The following is an 18,405-nucleotide window of genomic DNA, read 5'->3' as shown; positions in this document are numbered from 1 at the left end:
AGCTTTTTAGGGTTTACGCGGACTCAAGACCATTTGTGCAGGCACGGTACGCACGGTCTGCTTCTCAATCTTCAGATCAAAATCCGGGTTCAACTTCTTCACCCGCTTGGTCAGCAGAGTCGCCAGCCACGGATAGTCATCTGTACGCGGTGCCTGAATGGTCACCCCACACTCATAATTCACCACATCAGCGGCGATCGCATCGAGTTGCCGACGAAGTTTGCGGCTATCGGTGATGTTCAGCGCAACCGTGGTGCTCTCGGCAGTCGGATCAATCACTTTGGCTTTCGGCTTGGCCTCGGCGGCCAGCAATGCAGCCTCAGCCTTTTCCAGCTCAGCCTTGCGCGCTTCAGTAATGGCACCGTTGACGCCACCGGTCAGCGCCGGCGCTTTCGGCATCAAAGCGCGGGCACGACTTAACGCCGTAGCGGCAGCATTCACATCGCCCTTCTGCAGCACAATCTGGCTGCGACGCAGATACGCTTCGGCCAATTGCCGCTGGTATTGCTCAAGGGATTGATCGTTGGGGGTTTCTTTCTGCAAAGCGGCCAACTGATCTTCGGCAGTGGCCAGCTCGCTGCTGGCCAGGCTTTGCTCCAGCTGTGCGATGGCCGCAGCTCGCGCATCGGGGACTTCGGCCACCGGCGGCGTGCTTTGGCAGGCGCCCAGTAGCACTGAAAATGCGACAAGGAGCAGATAACGGGAGGCGAACGGCTTCATTCCTGCGACTCTCTATTTGCGCAAAAAGCGGCCAAGTCTACACCCCACGACGGGGCAGAACAAAACTCAACAGAAACAGTGCGGCCGCCGTCACAACGATAGACGGCCCCGCCGGGGTGTCTTTGAACCACGACAGCGCCAGCCCGCCACACACGGCGAGCATGCCCAGCAGGCTTGCGCCCAGTGCCATCTGCTCCGGCGAGCGGGCGTGACGCTGTGCCGCAGCCGCCGGGATGATCAACAGTGAAGTAATCAGCAACACTCCGACGATTTTCATCGCCACCGCAATCACCACCGCGATCAACAGCATCAGCGCCATGCGCAGGCCCGCCACCGGCAGACCTTCAACCTTGGCCAGCTCTTCGTGCACGGTGATCGCCAGCAATGGCCGCCACAGTGTCACCAGCAATGCCAGTACCGCCGCGCTGCCACCGAGGATCCACGCCAGATCGGTCGGGCTGATCGCCAGCAGGTCGCCAAACAGATAGGCCATCAGGTCGATCCGCACTTCATGCATGAAGCTTAGTACCACCAGGCCGAGAGAGAGCGTGCTCGGTGCGAGAATTCCCAACAACGTGTCGGACGCCAGCGGTTGACGCTGTTGCAATGTGACCAGCAGCACCGCCAGCAACAGACAGCCTACGGTCACCGCAACGGTCGGGCTGACATCCAGCAGAAAGCCCAGCGCCACACCCAGCAACGCGGCGTGGGACAAGGTGTCGCCGAAATACGCCATGCGCCGCCAGACCACAAACGAACCCAGCGGACCTGCAACGATCGCCAGCGCCAGACCTGCAAGCAGGGCATACAACAGAAAATCAGCCATGCTTGCAGTTGTCTCCGTGAACGTGAGGTTGGCCAATAACCGGCCCTTTGACCACCGAACCGTGCAGGTCGTGAGCGTGGTCGTGATGGTGGTGATAAACCGCCAGGCTCTGCGCGTTCTTGCCGAACAGCTCGACGAACGCAGGATCGCCGCTGACCTGCTCGGGATGCCCGGAACAGCAGACATGACGGTTGAGGCAGACCACTTGGTCGGTGGTGCTCATCACCAGATGCAAATCGTGGGACACCATCAACACGCCGCAACCATGACGATCGCGCAGACGGGTGATCAGGCTGTACAACTCCGCTTGGCCGGCGACGTCGACACCCTGCACCGGTTCATCGAGCACCAGCAATTCCGGCTCGCGCAACAACGCGCGAGCGAGCAGCACGCGCTGCATTTCACCGCCGGAAACGCTTTGCACCGGGCTGTCGATGACGTGTTCGGCGCCAACTTCTTTCAGCGCAGCCAGCGCGCGCGGCCGATCAACGCCCGGAACCAGGCGCAGAAAGCGCAGCACCGACAACGGCAAGGTCGGATCGACGTGGAGTTTTTGCGGCATGTAACCGACGCGCAGCTTTGGCTTGCGCCAGACACTGCCGCTGTCCGGCTTGAGCAAGCCGAGCACGGCGCGCACCAGCGTGGTCTTGCCGGCGCCGTTGGGGCCGATCAGGGTGACGATCTGCCCCGGCTCGACGCTCAGCTCGATGTTGTCCAGCACAGCCTGCCCGGCAAACGTGACGGCGACCTGCTCCAGACGGATCAGCGCATTGCTCATCAAGCCCCCTGGCAACCGGAACACAGGCCGACGACTTCGACGGTCTGCGCTTCGACGATGAAACCAACGTCTTTGGCGCTGTTGATGATCGCGTCGCTGATCACTTTTTGCTCAAGTTCGATGGCGGCGTGGCAATCGCGGCAGATCAGGAATTGGCCCTGATGCGCGTGTTCCGGGTGTACGCAGCCAACGAAGGCGTTGAGCGAGGAGATGCGGTGCACCAGGCCGTTTTCCAGAAGGAAATCCAGCGCGCGGTACACGGTCGGCGGCGCGGCGCGGCGGCCGTCCTGCTCGCTCAGCACGGCAAGAATGTCGTAGGCGCCCAGCGGCTTGTGGCTCTGCCACACCAATTCCAGCACCCGGCGGCGCAACGCGGTCAGGCGCAAGCCTTTCTGGGCGCACAAGGTATCGGCCTCGGACAAAGCGCTGTGCACGCAATGAGAGTGGTCGTGGGGACGGCTGGCAATCGGTGTAATAGGCATGGGCGGCGACGAGTTTTGATAGAGACGTTATTATGTTACCCGTTCTCGCCTCCTTGAGTGGTCATCGTGTCCCGACTTTTTTCTGTTTTTGTGGCTTTTGTCGCCAGTTTTCTGCTGATCGGTTCGGCTCAGGCCGAGGTCAAAGTCCTCACCAGCATCAAACCGTTGCAGTTGATTGCAGCAGCCGTGCAGGACGGCGTAGCGATTCCCGAAGTGCTGCTGCCGCCGGGTGCTTCGCCACACAATTACGCCCTGCGGCCATCCGACGTACGGAAGGTGCAATCGGTGGATCTGCTCTACTGGATCGGCCCGGACATGGAAGGCTTTCTGCCGCGCGTGTTGAACGGTCGGACGCTGCCGAGCGTCGCGGTGCAGGATCTGCCAGGAATGAAACTGCGGCGTTTCGCTGAGGACAGCCACTCCCACGCCGAAGAGGCTGACGAGCATGATCACGATCACCGTCCTGGCACGCTCGATGCGCATTTGTGGTTGTCGCCGGTCAATGCGCGGGTGATTGCCGACAAGATGGCCGCTGACCTCAGCGCCGTTGATCCGGCGAATGCTGAGCGTTATCAGAGCAATGCCAAGGCGTTTGATGAGCGTCTGGACGCATTGGATCAGCGTTTGAAGAAGCGTCTGGCCAGCGTTGGAGGCAAGCCGTACTTCGTCTTTCACGAGGCGTTTGATTACTTTGAAGAGGCTTACGGCCTGAAGCATGCCGGCGTGTTCAGCGTGGCCGCCGAAGTGCAGCCGGGCGCGCAACATGTCGCGGCGATGCGCAAGCGCTTGCAGGAAGTCGGCAAGACGTGTGTGTTCAGCGAGCCGCCGTTGCGGCCGCGTCTGGCGGAGACGCTGGTGGCGGGTTTGCCAGTGAAACTGGCGGAGCTGGATGCGCTGGGCGGGTACACCCCGGCTACGGCTCAGGGCTATGAGCAAGTGCTGGAGAAGTTGGGTAACGATTTGGCCGGGTGCCTGGAATCGTTGTAACAACTCAAACCCTGTGGGAGCAAGCTCGCTCCCACAGGTTCGAGTTAGCTTCCAGAATTAACTCAGAGGGCGAAAGGTAACGGTGTGTGAACCTGCTGCCGCTGCGCCAAGCGCTGCTCAAACTCCTTGGGATCGTGAATCAACACATCCTGCCCGGCAAACTGCTCCGCCGCGATCAACCGCGACAGCCAGAACCGCACGCACGCCACGCGCAGCATGGTCGGCCACAACTCGGCCTCCGCCGCCGTGAATGGTCGCAGCGCCGCATAAGCGCCAAGGAATGCGCGGGCACGCGGCCCATCGATCAGACCGTCCTCGTCCGAACACCAGTCGTTCAACGCAATCGCCACGTCATACAGCATCGGCCCCGAGCAGGCGTTGTAGAAGTCGATCAGCCCGGTCAGGTGCGTACCTTCGAACATCGCGTTATCGCGAAACAGGTCGGCATGAATGTTGGCCCGAGGCAGCGCGAGAATCTTCTCTTTGCGCTCGGTGATTTCATCCAGCGCCTTTTGCAGCAACGCGCGCGGTTCATCGCTCAGGTGCGAGAGCAACTCGTTGCCCTCCTCCAGCATCCAGTCCAGGCCACGATCGGTCTTGCGCTTGATCATGCGCTCGCCCTGGGTCGCCAGATGCAGATGCGCCTGCAACTCGCCGACCTGCGCGCAATGCTGAGCATTGGCGACTTTGATGTGCTTGCCGGACAGCCGCGGTTGCAGCAGCGCCGGTTTGCCCTTCAGCTCACGCAATGCCACGCCATCAGTGGTGCGCAGCGCGTACGGCACCGGCAGATCGGCTTCGTGGAGCACATCGAGCAGATCGATGAAAAACGGCATCTCCTGCACCGGGCCGCGCTCGACCAGAGTCAGGACGAATTCGCCCTGCTCCAGGCTGATAAAGAAATTGGTGTTTTCGCTGCCGGCGGCGATCCCCTGGAAATCAAGCAGACGGCCAAGCCCGTAAGGGGCGAGAAAAGTTTCCAGCTCGGGCCGAGCCAGGGGAGTGAACACAGACATGGTCAAAAACTGCTCAGTTCAGGCGTCGCGGTCAGGCGACGCCGATTAAAAGTCGGGAAACTTACTTCCAGGTAAAGATTTCCCACGACGGAATCAGCATATCCGGCTGGTCGGAGCGAATGTAGTTCGCGTCCGTACCATCGGCGCGCACCAGGAAATACGGTTTGCCACCCTTTGGCGTGACCTTGATCGCATAGACGAAACCACTGCGACTGTATTCCTGGATAACCTTGTCGCCTTCCGTGTGCGTGTTAATGGTAACTTCCGGCTCCTTTGACGGCGCATCATCCGCCGCCATCGCGGCCAACGGTGAGGCAGCAATCAGACCGACCAGCAGCAAGCGATTTAACGTACGCATGATAACCTTGTCCCTTTGTCGTCAACGGTCCCGCTATTCTAGCGCCGGACCCGCCGAAAAGGTTGATCCTGCTCATGAGCCAAGCCCCCCTCGTCCTGGTGGACGGTTCGTCTTACCTGTACCGCGCCTTTCACGCGCTGCCACCACTGACCACCTCCAAAGGCCTGCCGACCGGTGCGGTCAAAGGCGTGCTGAACATGCTCAAGAGTCTGCGCAAGCAGTACCCGGACAGCCCGTTCGCCGTGGTGTTCGACGCCAAGGGCGGGACATTTCGCGATGAAATGTACGCCGAATACAAAGCCAACCGCCCAAGCATGCCCGACGACATGCGCGTGCAGATCGAGCCGCTGCACCAGAGCGTGATCGCCCTCGGTTTTCCGCTGCTGTGCGTGGAAGGCGTCGAGGCTGACGACGTGATCGGCACCCTGGCGCGCAGCAGCGCGGCGGCGGATCGCCCGGTGATCATCTCCACCGGCGACAAGGACATGGCGCAACTGGTCGATGGCCACATTACTTTGGTCAACACCATGTCCGGTAGCTCGATGGACGTGGAGGGCGTTAAGGAGAAATTCGGCGTCGCTCCGGAGCAGATCATCGATTATCTGGCGCTGATGGGCGATTCGTCCGACAACATTCCGGGCGTTCCCGGCATCGGCCCGAAGACTGCGTCCGGCCTGTTGGTCGGCGTCAACGGCGGCCTCACCGAGCTGTACGCCAATCTCGACATCGTCCCGACCCTGCCGATTCGCGGCGCGAAAACCCTGCCGGCCAAGCTCGAAGAGCACAAGGAGATGGCGTTCCTCTCCTATCAACTGGCGACCATCAAGGTCGATGTGCCGCTGGACGTCGAACTCGACGATCTGCAGATGGGCGCCGAAGACCCGGCCAAGCTCTACGAACTGTACTCGCTGCTGGAATTCAAAAGCTGGATCAACGATCTCGATCGCGACGCCAAACGTCTGGAACTGAGCGCAGCCAGCGAACCTGCGCTGGCCGGCGATCTGTTCAGCGCACCAGCGGAAGAAGCGCCTGCCGCTCCCGCCGAAGCTGCGTACGAAACCATTCTCGATCAGGCACGGTTTGACGTCTGGCTGGAAAAACTCAACAACGCCAAGCTGTTCGCCTTCGACACCGAAACCACCGGCATCGACGCGCAGCAGGCGCAACTGGTCGGCCTGTCGTTCGCCGTGCAGGCCAACGAAGCCGCGTACATTCCGCTGACCCACTCCTACATCGGCGTGCCGGAACAGCTGGATCGCGACACCGTGCTGCGCGCACTCAAGCCGATTCTCGAAGACCCGAGCAAGCTGAAGGTCGGCCAGCACGCCAAGTTCGATATGAATATTCTGGCCAACTGTGCCATCGGCGGCGATCAGAGCCAAGGCATCAACGTGCGCGGCATCGCCTTCGACACGATGCTTGAGTCCTACGTGCTCAACTCCACCGCCACCCGCCACGACATGGACAGCCTCGCGCAGAAGTACCTGGATCACACCACCGTGAGCTTCCAGGACATCGCCGGCAAAGGCGCCAAGCAGCTGACTTTCGACCAGATCGCTTTGGAACAGGCCGGGCCGTACGCCGCTGAAGACGCTGATATCACCCTGCGCCTGCACCAGACGCTGTTCGAAAAACTCAGCGCGATCCCGAGTCTGGCCAGCGTTTTGACCGATATCGAGATTCCGCTGGTGCCCGTTCTCGCCCGCATCGAGCGCCAAGGCGCGTTCGTTGACGCTGAGTTGCTCGGCATTCAGAGCATCGAACTGGGCAACAAAATGGTCGCGCTGGAGCGCGAAGCGTTCGAGATCGCCGGGGAAGAATTCAATCTTGGCTCGCCAAAGCAACTGGGCGTGATTCTTTACGAGAAACTCGGCCTGCCGGTACTGAAGAAGACCGCCAAGGGTCAGCCGTCCACTGCTGAAGAAGTGTTGGCGAAACTCGCTGAAGACGATCACCGCTTGCCGAAGGTGCTGATGGAGCACCGCTCGATGAGCAAGCTGAAAAGCACTTACACCGATCGTCTGCCGGAGCAGATCAATCCGCGCACCGGGCGTGTCCACACCTCGTATCACCAGGCTGTGGCATCGACCGGACGTTTGTCCTCCAGCGATCCAAACCTGCAGAACATCCCGGTGCGCACCGCTGAAGGTCGACGCATTCGTCAGGCGTTCGTCGCGCCAAAGGGCTACAAACTGCTGGCGGCGGACTATTCGCAGATCGAACTGCGGATCATGGCGCACCTGTCCAAGGACGAAGGCCTGATGAATGCCTTCCGCAACAATCTGGACGTGCACACCGCCACCGCTGCCGAAGTGTTCAAGGTCGAACTCAACGAAGTGACCTCCGCCCAGCGCCGTGGCGCCAAGGCGATCAACTTCGGCCTGATCTACGGCATGGGCGCACAGAAGCTCGGCAAGGACATCGGCGTCGATACCAAGACCGCCAAGGCTTACATCGATACCTACTTCGCCCGTTATCCGGGGGTTCGCGAATACATGGATCGCACCCGCGCGCAGGCAGCGGATCAGGGTTATGTCGATACGTTTTTCGGTCGTCGTCTGTACCTGCCGGAGATCAACTCGAACAAGCCGCAGGAACGCGCCGCTGCCGAGCGCACAGCGATCAACGCGCCGATGCAGGGCACGGCTGCCGACATCATCAAGAAAGCCATGGTGGCGGTGGATAACTGGCTGGCGACATCCGGGCTGGACGCCAAAGTCATCCTGCAGGTGCACGATGAACTGGTGCTGGAGGTTCGTGAGGATCTGGTCGAACAAGTCAGTGCCGAGATTCGCGTGCACATGAGCGAGGCGGCGAAACTGGATGTGCCGCTGCTGGTCGAAGTGGGTGTGGGCAACAATTGGGATGAGGCTCACTGAGCCATTTGATCTCGGTCTGCCGCGACCTGTTGTCGCGGCAAAGCCGGTAAAACCTGCTTATTTCGAAAAGCGCTTGGGATTATTCCAAAGCTTTTTGAAAAAAATCTGAACTAATCTGGAAGGACACCACTCAGAGTTACTGAATGGCTGGTGAAGCCCTTCGATGCTCCTATGTTGTGTTAAGTGTTGGCAGATATCTGAACCCCGCCCTAGCGGTTCGGAACTTAAACCCCGGAATTTCTCCCTCCCCAATGAAATCCGGGGCTTTTTTTGCCCAAAAATCGGCTGTAGCGCGGCCATGCTGCGTTAAAGGCGCTACTCAAAATGCTCATTTAGATCCCCTAAACTCCGCTTTTGAGCATCACCTTTGCCTTGCCTGACCACACTACAAGCAATTTTTCCCAATCCCGACTTACTCGGCTGCCGCCTCGGCGCTTTTGTCTGCCAGTTCCATCCAGCCGGCCAGTACAGTGTAGGCCTCTTCCAGGCCCATGCGTTTTGGCGCGGAGAACAGCTGGATGGTGACCAGGTCGCCCCAACCCTTGCGGATTTCCGACTGCACTTTGAGCAGGGTGTTCTTGGCTGCGCCGTAGGTGAGTTTGTCGGCCTTGGTCAGCAGGATGTGCATCGGCATGCCGGCCGCAACGGCCCAGTCGAGCATCAGCAGGTCGAAGTCGGTCATTGGATGACGGATGTCCATCATCAGAATCAAACCCTTCAAACTCTCGCGGCCACCGAGGTAAGCCTCAAGGTGACGCTGCCAGTGCATCTTCAGCGGGATCGGTACTTTTGCGTAACCGTAGCCCGGCAGGTCGACCAGACGGCGATCTTCGTCTAGCTTGAAGAAGTTCAACAGCTGTGTGCGACCCGGGGTTTTCGAGGTGCGCGCCAGGCTAGCGTGAGTCAAAGTGTTCAGCGCGCTGGATTTGCCGGCGTTGGAACGACCGGCGAACGCTACTTCGAAGCCTTCGTCGTCAGGGCATTGATCGACTTTGGCGGCACTGAGCATGAACGTGGACTGTTGGCACAGGCCGAGGATGGGATTCTTGAGTTGCATGGGATTTCCGATGTGGGCGGCGCCGGGATTGGGCGCGGAACGCGGTGTCGCTTCCGTTTCAGTGACGCCAGTATATAATGCCGCAGATTTTGTGTGTGCTTTGTCCCAGCGTAGGATGAAGTTCACGAGAGCGACAGACCTTGATTGCGCATTAGAACGCAGAACGCTCTCAACCCTGAAAAGGTCGTTTTATGACGAAATGGCTGCTGGCTGCCGGAGTCTTGATGCCGCTTTACAGCGCACAGGCTACACAGGATCCGGAAGCTGTGTACAACCGTGTTTGTGGTGCCTGTCATTCCGGCCAACTACCCATGGCGCCCGAAAGAGGCGATCAGGAAGCTTGGACGCCGAGGTTGGCGAAAGGTATGGAGACGCTGGTGCAACACGTGACCCAGGGTTTCAAGGCGATGCCGCCGCGTGGTTTGTGCATGGACTGCAGTGCCGAGGATTACCAAGCCATCATCCTGTGGATGAGCGAGTAAACCCGGTCCATAACTTAACCCTTAGCCGTAGTTGGATTAGCTGATGAACAAATTGATCGTGAGTCTGCTGTTGACCGTGGGAATCTCAGGCTTCGCCCATGCTGCCGGTGATGCCGCAGCAGGCCAGGCAAAAGCCGCCGTATGCGGAGCCTGTCATGGCCCGGACGGGAACAGCATGGCGCCAAACTTTCCGAAACTGGCCGGTCAAGGTGAACGCTACCTGACCAAGCAACTGCACGACATCAAGTCGGGCAAACGCACCGTTCTGGAAATGACCGGCTTGCTGACCAACCTGAGCGATCAGGACCTGGCCGACATCGCCGCCTACTTCGCCAGCCAGAAAGGCAGCGTCGGCGCCGCCGATCCGAAGATCGTCGCTCGCGGTGAGGACCTGTTCCGTGGCGGCAACCTGGCCAAGGGCCTGCCAGCCTGCACTGGCTGCCATTCGCCGAATGGCGCTGGCAACGCCGCCGCCGGGTTCCCGCACCTGGGTGGCCAACACGCTCAATACATCGCCAAGCAGCTGACCGATTTCCGCAAGGAAGAAGGTGGCCGCACCAACGACGGCGACACCATGACCATGCAGACCATCGCCAAGCGCCTGAGCGACGAAGATATTGCTGCGGTCTCCAGCTACATTCAAGGTCTGCACTAAGAGCATTTGGCAGCGATAGATCTCGTGCAACGTTAACGCTCGATTAATCCGTCGCAGCAAGTATAAAAAGGGTGGCTTTGGCCGCCCTTTTTTGTGGCCGCTGCCGTTACACTACAGAACTCATGCCCGCCAGGATCTGTCTGAAAACAGGTCGCGCGAGGCGACCCAAATTGTCCAGGAGTAAAGCATGCGTAATCTGATCATCAGCGCCGCCCTCGTCGCTGCCAGCCTGTTCGGCGTGACCGCTCAAGCCGCCGAAGCCCCAGCCGCCCCTTACGTGGAACTGGCCAACCCGGTACCGGTTGCAGAGCCTGGCAAGATCGAAGTGGTCGAGCTGTTCTGGTACGGCTGCCCGCACTGCTACGCGTTTGAACCGGTGATCAACCCGTGGGTTGAAAAACTGCCATCCGACGTCAACTTCGTGCGTATCCCGGCGATGTTCGGCGGCCCGTGGGACGCTCACGGCCAGATGTTCCTGACCCTGGAAGCGATGGGTGTCGAGCACAAGGTTCACAACGCCGTGTTCAACGCAATCCAGAAAGAACACAAGAAGCTGACCGACAAGAACGACATGGCTGACTTCCTCGCCACTCAAGGCGTGGACAAGGACAAGTTCCTCGCCACCTTCGACTCGTTCGCCATCAAAGGCCAGATCGTCAAGGCCCGTGAACTGGCCAAGAAGTACGAAATCACTGGCGTGCCAACCATGATCGTCAACGGCAAGTACCGCTTTGACATCGGCTCTGCCGGTGGTGCCGAGCAGGCGCTGAAACTGGCTGACCAACTGGTTGCCAAAGAGCGAGCGGCAACCAAGGCTGCTGCCAACTAAGCGCGGCAACCGCCATGCGCCGCTGGAAGTCTGAACGCATCGTTGGCCTGCATGATCCGCAGGTCAACGAGCATCACCTGGAGTCCACGGGCCTGCCCGCAGACCAGCGTCTGCGTTTGCTCAGTTTCAATATCCAGGTGGGCATCAGCACCGAGCGTTATCGGCATTACCTGACCCGTAGCTGGCAGCACCTGCTGCCGCACAACGGCCGCTCAGGCAATCTGCAAAAGATCGGCGACCTGCTCGGCGACTTCGATCTGGTCGCGCTGCAGGAAGCCGATGGCGGCAGCCTGCGTTCGGGCTACGTCAATCAGGTCGAACATCTGGCGCAGCTCGGCGCCTTCCCTTATTGGTATCAACAACTCAATCGCAACCTCGGTCGACTGGCCCAGCACAGCAATGGCGTGCTCAGTCGCCTGAAACCGTGGGCGATCGAGGATCACCCGCTGCCCGGTCCGAAAGGTCGCGGCGCGATTCTGCTGCGCTTCGGCGAAGGTCCGGAGGCGTTAGTGGTGGTGATGATGCATCTGGCCCTTGGCGCGCGAACCCGCAGCCTGCAACTGGCCTATATTCGTGAGCTGATCGGTGGCTATAAACACCAGGTGTTGATGGGCGACATGAACACCCATGCCAGCGATCTGCTGCAACATTCTCCGTTACGCGATCTCGGCCTGCTGGCACCGCAGGTGGAAGCGACATTCCCCAGCTGGCGTCCTCAGCGTTGCCTTGATCATATTTTGCTCAGCCCGACCCTGACCCTGGAAAAGGTCGAAGTGCTGGCACAACCAATTTCCGATCACCTGCCGGTCGCGGTAGAGATTCGTCTGCCGGGTTCGCTCACGGCCGATGCATTGCCCGCGTTGAGTCCTGCCCCTCGCGGAACCCCTGAATGAGCGACGACGTCCAGCGCTGGAAAGAGAAGTACCTCAAAAGCATCGAACAGCAAGACAAGCTTGAACGGCGCTGGGCCGCCAGGCTCGACTTGCTGCGGCGCGGTCTGGTGCGCAGCACGCTAGCGGCTGAAGGCACCGATAAAGTCGTCGATCAGTGCATGAAAGAGATGCGCGACGTGGTGCGCACCGACGACATGGACGCCGGCCTCGCCGCCCTGCTACCGCGCCTGGAAAAAGCCGTGCTCGATTCCGAGCAGCGCCGCGAAACCCGCATCGATCAAGTCAGTACCGCGCTGACATCGCTGGTCACTCAGTTGCAGGCTTTGCCGTTGCCGCGTGAAGTCGCTCAGCCACTGAAGAAATTCGCCAAACAACTGGATAGCCGCGTCGGTTCGGCGCGGGAAATGCCCCTGTTGCTGAGTGAACTCAGCGGCTTGCAGGGCAAGGCTTTGAGTCAGCTGGAAACGCCAGCCGAACCGGGGCGCCCAGGATTGTTGCAGCGTTTGTTTGGTAGCCGTGACAGCGAAGAAGCGCTAGCGACACAATCCCCCGCGCAGGTTCCAGCCTCGCCGCCAGAGCAACCGCTGGCTGCACCGTCACCCACAGCGGAAACCGCACAGCTCGCGCCTGTCGCGGCGGCTGAGCCGGTACCGGCAGCGCCTGCCAGCGAAGCACTTGCGCCTGTTGTCGAACCACCCACGCCAGCCGCTCCAACCCCGTTGGAACCGGCAAATGTAGTGGCCTTCGTGCCGCCAACGGTCGTCAGCGAAGTTATCAGTGAACCGCTCGAACCGGAGGCACAGCGCTTCGAGCCCGAGCCTGTTTTCGCCCCGGCTTCAGCACCGGCTCAAGCGCCGATCACCGCTGAGGCGGTCAATCCCGATGAACTGATCCGCCCCGGTGATCCATCACCACCGATCATCGACAGCCTGCCCCTGCCAGAACCGATTGCTCAGGCGCTGGCCGCCATCGACCCGGAACAGCCCGAGCACGACATCCTGTTCGCCCTGCCGGACACCCCGGAGCCTTCTTACAGTTCCGTGGCCAAGCACATCGAAGATACCCTGATCGGGCTGCTCGACGACCTGACTCTGCCGGAACGCCACCGCCCGCAAGCCGAAGCCATGCGTGAGCGGCTAAAACACGGTTTGAACTGGTACGAACTGATCCCGATTCTCGACGATCTTGCAACGTTGATGCTGGCGATCACCGATAGCGGCCAGCACGAATTCGAAGCCTATCTGCAACAACTCAATGAACGCCTCGAAGCGTTTCAGAGCAATCTGCAAGCCGCCAGCGAGGGCCATGCCGACAACAGCTCGGCGGCGAAAGCCATGGACACGCAGATCCGTGAGCAAGTCGACGGCCTGCAGACCAGCGTGCAGGAAGCTGCGGATCTGGAAGACCTCAAGCACGTGCTGGAAAACCATCTTGAAGGCCTGCTCGGCACCATGGACCAGCACCAGAAGCAGCGCGACGCCCGTGAGCAGGAAGTCGCCACGCGGCTGAAAAGCCTGTCCGAACGCGTGGCGCATATGGAGCAGGAAGCCCAGGGTTTCCGCGAGCATCTTGAAGTACAGCGGCAGAAAGCACTGATCGACCCGCTCACCGGCCTGCCGAACCGCGCCGCGTGGAGCGAACGCCTTGAGCATGAAATCAAGCAGTGGCAACAGCACGGCAACACGCTGAGCCTGGCCATGCTCGACCTCGATCATTTCAAGCGGATCAATGACAACTACGGCCATCTGGCCGGCGACAAGGTGCTGAAAATCATCGCCACCGTACTGCGCAAACGTCTGCGCGGCGGCGATTTCATCGCCCGTTTCGGCGGTGAGGAGTTCGTTCTGTTGATGCCGGCGACGCCGCCAGCGGTCGGCGCAAAACTGCTGGAAACCCTGCGCGCCGCTATCGAAGCCTGCCCGTTCCACTTCAAGGGTGAACGAGTGACCATCACCCTTTCCATGGGACTGGCGACATTCCGTGCCGGAGAACACAGCGATCTTGTATTGAAAAGAGCCGATCAGGCGTTGTACCGGGCGAAAAATGCGGGGCGCAACAGGGTCGAGCTGGGCTGAGCAAATTGTTCCATTTTGTTTAAATCCGCCCACTGACCGTCGAGACGCGAGGCAGTACGTTACACTGTTGCATTACTGTCTTGCGTGTACTGTCCTCTGCCATGAAATTCTTTGCCCTCCTCGCGTCGCTGCTCGTTCTGGCCGGTTGTGCCAGCGCCCCGCGTTACGACACTAGCCATCCTTCAGCCAATTACGACAGCCGTATCCAGTTCGTGATCGTCCACTACACCTCGGCGTCGCTGGAACGCTCGCTGCAACTGCTGACCCATGGCGAAGTCAGCAGCCATTACCTGATCGGCGACGACAAGAGCGGCACCATCTACAAGCTGATGGAGGAAAACCAGCGCGCCTGGCACGCCGGCGAAAGCCAATGGCAGGGCCGTACCTGGCTTAACTCAAGCTCGATCGGTATCGAAATCGTCAATCCGGGCTTCAAGGACACCCCGACCGGCCGTCTGTGGTATCCGTACAGCGAAGCGCAGATTCAATCGTTGATCGTCCTGCTCAAGGACATCAGCAAGCGCAACGGCATCAGCCCGCGCCACATCATCGGCCATAGCGACATCGCGCCACTGCGCAAACTCGATCCGGGCCCATTGTTCCCGTGGAAACGTCTCGCCGCCGAAGGCTTGGGCGTATGGCCGAACGAACAGGCAGTAGCGCGCCAGCAAATGCTGTTCAACAGCAGCGAACTGCCGAGCATCAGCTGGTTCCAGGCACAGTTGGCGCACTTGGGTTATGACACACCGCAGACCGGTGAGCTGGACGTTGCCACACGCCACGTCCTCGCCGCCTTCCAGATGCACTTCCGCCCTTCGCGCTTCGACGGCACGCCGGATGCACAAACGGCAGCGTTGTTGCTGGTACTCAATCAGACAAAATAATGACGCCCGCCCGACGGTCAGGGCGAAATTGCAATCAGCAGCTATAACTCATTGGTAATTCTTCGGATATTCCATGATGGTTGCTACCCGAGAGACGCTGCGTAGCTGGTTTTATCGCCCCTGGTTTTTGGCGATGATCGCGGCTGTCCTCAGTGCCAGCCTGCTGATCGCCGGCGGTATGTTCGTGGCGATGCGTCAGGTCGAGCAAAACGAAAGCCAACAAATGAACGCACAAGGCGAACGTTTTCTGGCCCGCCTCGAACAATTGTTTGGCCAGTTGCGTGAAAGTCTCGATGATCTGGAAGCGCAGCCCTTGCGCAGTTGTGACGATGAAATGATCGCCACCCTGCAGCAAGTCACCTTCAACTATCGCTTCGTCTATGAAGCGGCTTACATGGACGCCTCGCGGATCTGCTCCAACCGTCCGCGCCAGGAAGGTCTGTCAGTGGTCCGCGCGCCAGACATCAAAGGCCCGACCTACAGCTATTGGCTGAACACCACCACCGAACCTGATGAAAATCGCGCAGCGCTGATGCTGGGGCGCGGCAATTTCCGCGTGGCCACCTCGCGCGGGCATCTGACCGACATGGTCGATTTGTCCCCCGGCAGCAGCCTGCTGGTGGTGCTCGATCATGGCACCCGTGCTATCCCGGTGCTTGGCACGGCGCAAGCCTGGCCACCCACGGAACACTGGCCACCGAAAAGTCGCGATGCCCTGCAAGTTACGCAAACCCGGCTGATCTACCGCATGCCCACGGATAATCCGGAATATCAGTTGGTCCTGATCACACCCAGAACCGGCATGCACATTCCGGCTGTCTGGTGGTGGATCATCCCGGCGTGTCTGCTGCTCGGCGCCTTTGTCGGATTTTTCGTGTTCTTACTGGTGCGCCAGCGTCAGTCTCTGGATGCCGAACTACACGGTGCGATCCGCCGTGGCGAGTTGCAGGTGCTCTATCAACCGATCTTCGACCTCGACAGCCGCAACTGCGTCGGTGCCGAGGCCCTGCTGCGGTGGCGCCGCCCCGACGGTACGCTGACCAGCCCCGACCTGTTCATCCCCATGGCAGAAAACACCGGGCAGATCCGGCAGATGACCGACTTCGTCCTGCAGCGCCTGCTGGAGCAACTGGGCCAGTTGCTGCGCGCCAATCCGCAGCTATACATCTCGGTCAACCTGGCAGCTTGCGACGTGATGGTGCCGCGCATCGGCCAGGTCATGGCGCGGCTGCTCACACTGCATCGCGTGGCGGCGCGGCAGATTGCCTTCGAGGTCACCGAACGTGGCTTGATTGATGTGGTAGTGGCGCGGGAAAACCTGCAAGCCTTGCGCAACGTTGGCCATCAGGTGTTGATCGACGACTTCGGCACCGGCTATTGCAGTCTCGCCTACTTGCAAACCTTGCCAGTGGACTGCTTGAAGATCGACAAAGCATTCATTGATGCACTGGGCCATGACGCGGCCAGCAGCGGCGTCGCCCCGCACATCATTCACATGGCTCAGGCGCTGGATTTGAAGGTGATTGCCGAAGGCATCGAGCTCGAATCCCAAGCGCAATTGCTCAGCAGTGAAGGGGTGAAATTCGGTCAGGGCTGGTTGTTCGCCCATGCGCTGAGCGCGGTGCAATTCATCGAACTGATCACCCGTGGCCGGCGCCTTGCCGGTCGACGCATGGATGACGAAGCCTAGACAGCGAGCGCCATATAAAACTGCGTACCCTGCCCCGGCCGTGAGTAAACGCCCATACGACCACCATGCAACTGGACGATTTCCTTACACAACGCCAGGCCCAAACCGGCACCGCCCTTCTTGCGCCCTACCTGCACGAAAGGTTCGAAGATCCGCCCCTGCTGGCCGTAGGCAATGCCTTCGCCGTTGTCTTCGACGCTGATAATCAGCCGCTCGCCATGCCGACGTGCCTGCAAGCGGATCTGACCGTCGCGGGCGGTATGGCGCAAGGCGTTGTCGATCAGGTTATCCAGCACACGATCGAGCTGTGCCTGATCGGCCTGCAAACGTGGCAACGGTCCCTGCACTTCGACATGCAGGGCGATGCCCTTGGCCGCCGCCGAATCGGCAAAGCGCAGTTGCGCCTGCTCCAGCAAATCCTCGATGGAGCATGGTGCCAGCGTTAGTTTCTGCAGGCCGTTCTGATAACGCGAGAAGTTGAGCAAGTCGTTTATCAACTGCATCAAGCGCTGCATCTCTTCGTTCACGGTGTCGAGCAAATCGGCTTCGCGCGATTCCGGGGCGTACTTCGCTCGTTCGCGGAACAGCCCGAAGGCCATGTGCATGCCGGTGACCGGCGTGCGCAGCTCATGGGAAGCGCGCAACACGAATTCGCTGCGCACCCGCTCGAAGGCGCGTTGCTCGGTCACGTCATGCAAGACCATCACCGCGCCAAGGATATGCCCCTGCGTGTGGCTGACCGGCGTCAGGCTGTAGGTCAGCAAACGAGATTCGCCGTCGACCTCGATGCTCAGGTCTTCCGGTGCGCGCTCAAGCGAGCCACCGCGCAACACCAGTTGCAACTGCGCATCCAGCTCCGGCCGCTCCAGCGCGGTGCCCAAGCCTTGGCCGAGGCGATCATCGTCCCAACCCAACTGGCGCTGAGCCACCGGATTGAGGTGTTCCAGATGCCCCTCGCGGTCGATCATCAGCAAGCCGTCGTCGATACTGTCGAGCACCGCTTGCAGCCGCTGCTGACCGGCGAACAATTCGTCGACATTGGTCGCCTGATGTTCCCGCAGGGCCTCAGCCATCAGGCCGAAACGCTTGGTCAGCAGGTTCATTTCCATCGCCGAGGAAATCGGCAGGGTCACTTCAAAATTGCCTTGGCCGATATTGTCCGCCGCCTGCGCCAGCGCCTCGATCGGCGCGCCGAAACGCCGGGCAATCCCGTGGGCCGTGATGAAGCCGATGATCAACACCGCCAGCCCGACAAAACCCAACAGACCGGCGATCAACAATGCCCGGTCGCGCGCTTGATGCTGAACCGCGTTGATGTTGTCCAGTGCATGCTTGTGTTCAGTGATCAAACCGTTGCGCAGCGTGTTGAAGCGCTCTCTGAGGTTGGCGTTGCTGCTCAACGCAGTCGCCGGATCACGGGACACATCAAAGGCCTGAAGAAAACTCAGGTAATCAGCCTTGGCCTGACTGAAACCATACTGGCGGCCATCGCCAATGTGCTCTTGGGCGATACCGTCATCAAGCAACTTGAGATACTGCTGCTTCGACGCCTCGAACGCGACCGCATCGGGTTTTTCGGCGAGCATGAGGACCAGTTGATCACCCAGGGTTTGTCGCAGCTTGAGGCCCAGATCGAGAGTGACGAAGTTGTTACGCAGCGTCGTTTCCTGCGAGCCAGCCATTTGCATCACGCTGACCAGCCCGAGCAACAGCCCGAGCAAGGCCACGGTGATGAGCGCGGAAATGCTCAAGAACAAACGGGTCCGCAACTTCATCGCCAATTTCATCGACGGG

General features: G+C 60.1%; 17 protein-coding genes. 9 read left to right on the top strand and 8 right to left on the bottom strand.

Going from position 1 to position 18,405, the window contains the following annotated elements:
• Nucleotides 1-6: 6 nt before the first annotated feature.
• From AB4O11_RS08825 to AB4O11_RS08810, 4 genes are read right to left on the bottom strand one after another with little or no spacing between them, the layout of a single operon-like run.
• Entirely contained in the window at nt 7-720 is a 714-nt protein-coding gene (locus tag AB4O11_RS08825; RefSeq protein WP_099757626.1) for a PA5502 family lipoprotein, read from the bottom strand.
• A gap of 37 nt (nt 721-757) precedes the next feature.
• Nucleotides 758-1,546: a zinc ABC transporter permease subunit ZnuB gene (gene znuB, locus AB4O11_RS08820; RefSeq protein WP_093429502.1), complete on the bottom strand. Its 789-nt coding sequence runs from the start codon at nt 1,544-1,546 to the stop codon at nt 758-760.
• Nucleotides 1,539-2,324 carry a zinc ABC transporter ATP-binding protein ZnuC gene (gene znuC, locus AB4O11_RS08815; protein WP_007911759.1) on the bottom strand — a complete coding sequence of 262 codons (786 nt, stop codon included), beginning with the start codon at nt 2,322-2,324 and terminating at the stop codon, nt 1,539-1,541. The genes znuB and znuC overlap by 8 nt, the downstream gene beginning before the upstream one ends.
• Nucleotides 2,324-2,806 carry a Fur family transcriptional regulator gene (locus AB4O11_RS08810; RefSeq protein WP_007911760.1) on the bottom strand — a complete coding sequence of 161 codons (483 nt, stop codon included), beginning with the start codon at nt 2,804-2,806 and terminating at the stop codon, nt 2,324-2,326. The genes znuC and AB4O11_RS08810 overlap by 1 nt, the downstream gene beginning before the upstream one ends.
• 66 nt (nt 2,807-2,872) lie before the next feature.
• On the opposite strand from AB4O11_RS08810, the gene AB4O11_RS08805 reads away from it, so the two are divergent.
• The gene (locus tag AB4O11_RS08805; protein ID WP_460130472.1) at nt 2,873-3,793 is read left to right on the top strand and encodes a zinc ABC transporter substrate-binding protein; all 921 of its coding nucleotides are present in this window, start codon (nt 2,873-2,875) and stop codon (nt 3,791-3,793) included.
• A gap of 62 nt (nt 3,794-3,855) precedes the next feature.
• Here the strand turns inward: AB4O11_RS08805 and AB4O11_RS08800 are convergent, their stop codons facing one another.
• Nucleotides 3,856-4,809, bottom strand: a complete 954-nt coding sequence (locus AB4O11_RS08800) for a homoserine kinase (protein WP_099757624.1) — start codon at nt 4,807-4,809, stop codon at nt 3,856-3,858.
• A gap of 61 nt (nt 4,810-4,870) precedes the next feature.
• On the bottom strand, nt 4,871-5,167 hold the full coding sequence (locus AB4O11_RS08795; RefSeq protein ID WP_093429504.1) for a DUF2782 domain-containing protein: 297 nt from the start codon (nt 5,165-5,167) through the stop codon (nt 4,871-4,873).
• A gap of 74 nt (nt 5,168-5,241) precedes the next feature.
• Between AB4O11_RS08795 and polA the strand changes: the two genes are divergently transcribed.
• The gene (gene polA, locus AB4O11_RS08790; protein ID WP_460130471.1) at nt 5,242-8,046 is read left to right on the top strand and encodes a DNA polymerase I; all 2,805 of its coding nucleotides are present in this window, start codon (nt 5,242-5,244) and stop codon (nt 8,044-8,046) included.
• Between the two features lie 412 nt (nt 8,047-8,458).
• Here the strand turns inward: polA and yihA are convergent, their stop codons facing one another.
• Nucleotides 8,459-9,103, bottom strand: a complete 645-nt coding sequence (yihA, locus tag AB4O11_RS08785) for a ribosome biogenesis GTP-binding protein YihA/YsxC (RefSeq protein WP_099757622.1) — start codon at nt 9,101-9,103, stop codon at nt 8,459-8,461.
• A gap of 191 nt (nt 9,104-9,294) precedes the next feature.
• On the opposite strand from yihA, the gene AB4O11_RS08780 reads away from it, so the two are divergent.
• From AB4O11_RS08780 to AB4O11_RS08750, 7 genes are all read left to right on the top strand, one after another.
• Nucleotides 9,295-9,585: a c-type cytochrome gene (locus tag AB4O11_RS08780; RefSeq protein ID WP_034152239.1), complete on the top strand. Its 291-nt coding sequence runs from the start codon at nt 9,295-9,297 to the stop codon at nt 9,583-9,585.
• Nucleotides 9,586-9,628: 43 nt separating this feature from the next.
• Nucleotides 9,629-10,240 carry a c-type cytochrome gene (locus AB4O11_RS08775; RefSeq protein WP_460089378.1) on the top strand — a complete coding sequence of 204 codons (612 nt, stop codon included), beginning with the start codon at nt 9,629-9,631 and terminating at the stop codon, nt 10,238-10,240.
• 187 nt (nt 10,241-10,427) lie between these two features.
• The gene (locus AB4O11_RS08770) at nt 10,428-11,069 is read left to right on the top strand and encodes a thiol:disulfide interchange protein DsbA/DsbL (protein WP_093429506.1); all 642 of its coding nucleotides are present in this window, start codon (nt 10,428-10,430) and stop codon (nt 11,067-11,069) included.
• Between the two features lie 14 nt (nt 11,070-11,083).
• The gene (locus AB4O11_RS08765) at nt 11,084-11,962 is read left to right on the top strand and encodes an endonuclease/exonuclease/phosphatase family protein (RefSeq protein WP_093429507.1); all 879 of its coding nucleotides are present in this window, start codon (nt 11,084-11,086) and stop codon (nt 11,960-11,962) included.
• A complete protein-coding gene (locus AB4O11_RS08760; RefSeq protein ID WP_460130470.1) occupies nt 11,959-14,037 on the top strand; it encodes a GGDEF domain-containing protein in 2,079 nt (692 codons plus the stop codon). Before AB4O11_RS08765 ends, AB4O11_RS08760 begins: the two co-directional genes overlap by 4 nt.
• Before the next feature lie 101 nt (nt 14,038-14,138).
• Nucleotides 14,139-14,921, top strand: a complete 783-nt coding sequence (locus AB4O11_RS08755; protein WP_093429509.1) for an N-acetylmuramoyl-L-alanine amidase — start codon at nt 14,139-14,141, stop codon at nt 14,919-14,921.
• A gap of 76 nt (nt 14,922-14,997) precedes the next feature.
• A complete protein-coding gene (locus AB4O11_RS08750) occupies nt 14,998-16,611 on the top strand; it encodes an EAL domain-containing protein (RefSeq protein ID WP_175559542.1) in 1,614 nt (537 codons plus the stop codon).
• Here the strand turns inward: AB4O11_RS08750 and AB4O11_RS08745 are convergent.
• Complete coding sequence (locus AB4O11_RS08745; protein ID WP_093429511.1) at nt 16,608-18,398, bottom strand: KinB sensor domain-containing domain; 1,791 nt, start codon at nt 18,396-18,398, stop codon at nt 16,608-16,610. The genes AB4O11_RS08750 and AB4O11_RS08745 overlap by 4 nt on opposite strands.
• Nucleotides 18,399-18,405: the final 7 nt, after the last annotated feature.

The sequence above is a fragment of the Pseudomonas sp. H1_D05 genome (genome assembly GCF_054682705.1).
The sequence above is the reverse complement of the archived record's forward strand: the minus strand, read 5'-3'. Positions and strand labels throughout refer to the sequence as shown.

Coding starts and splice junctions, on each gene's coding strand:
- AB4O11_RS08825 (WP_099757626.1), bottom strand. CDS start 720: ATGAAGCCGTTCGCCTCCCGTTATCTGCTCCTTGTCGCATTTTCAGTG.
- znuB (WP_093429502.1), bottom strand. CDS start 1,546: ATGGCTGATTTTCTGTTGTATGCCCTGCTTGCAGGTCTGGCGCTGGCG.
- znuC (WP_007911759.1), bottom strand. CDS start 2,324: ATGAGCAATGCGCTGATCCGTCTGGAGCAGGTCGCCGTCACGTTTGCC.
- AB4O11_RS08810 (WP_007911760.1), bottom strand. CDS start 2,806: ATGCCTATTACACCGATTGCCAGCCGTCCCCACGACCACTCTCATTGC.
- AB4O11_RS08800 (WP_099757624.1), bottom strand. CDS start 4,809: ATGTCTGTGTTCACTCCCCTGGCTCGGCCCGAGCTGGAAACTTTTCTC.
- AB4O11_RS08795 (WP_093429504.1), bottom strand. CDS start 5,167: ATGCGTACGTTAAATCGCTTGCTGCTGGTCGGTCTGATTGCTGCCTCA.
- polA (WP_460130471.1), top strand. CDS start 5,242: ATGAGCCAAGCCCCCCTCGTCCTGGTGGACGGTTCGTCTTACCTGTAC.
- yihA (WP_099757622.1), bottom strand. CDS start 9,103: ATGCAACTCAAGAATCCCATCCTCGGCCTGTGCCAACAGTCCACGTTC.
- AB4O11_RS08780 (WP_034152239.1), top strand. CDS start 9,295: ATGACGAAATGGCTGCTGGCTGCCGGAGTCTTGATGCCGCTTTACAGC.
- AB4O11_RS08775 (WP_460089378.1), top strand. CDS start 9,629: ATGAACAAATTGATCGTGAGTCTGCTGTTGACCGTGGGAATCTCAGGC.
- AB4O11_RS08770 (WP_093429506.1), top strand. CDS start 10,428: ATGCGTAATCTGATCATCAGCGCCGCCCTCGTCGCTGCCAGCCTGTTC.
- AB4O11_RS08765 (WP_093429507.1), top strand. CDS start 11,084: ATGCGCCGCTGGAAGTCTGAACGCATCGTTGGCCTGCATGATCCGCAG.
- AB4O11_RS08760 (WP_460130470.1), top strand. CDS start 11,959: ATGAGCGACGACGTCCAGCGCTGGAAAGAGAAGTACCTCAAAAGCATC.
- AB4O11_RS08755 (WP_093429509.1), top strand. CDS start 14,139: ATGAAATTCTTTGCCCTCCTCGCGTCGCTGCTCGTTCTGGCCGGTTGT.
- AB4O11_RS08750 (WP_175559542.1), top strand. CDS start 14,998: ATGGTTGCTACCCGAGAGACGCTGCGTAGCTGGTTTTATCGCCCCTGG.
- AB4O11_RS08745 (WP_093429511.1), bottom strand. CDS start 18,398: ATGAAATTGGCGATGAAGTTGCGGACCCGTTTGTTCTTGAGCATTTCC.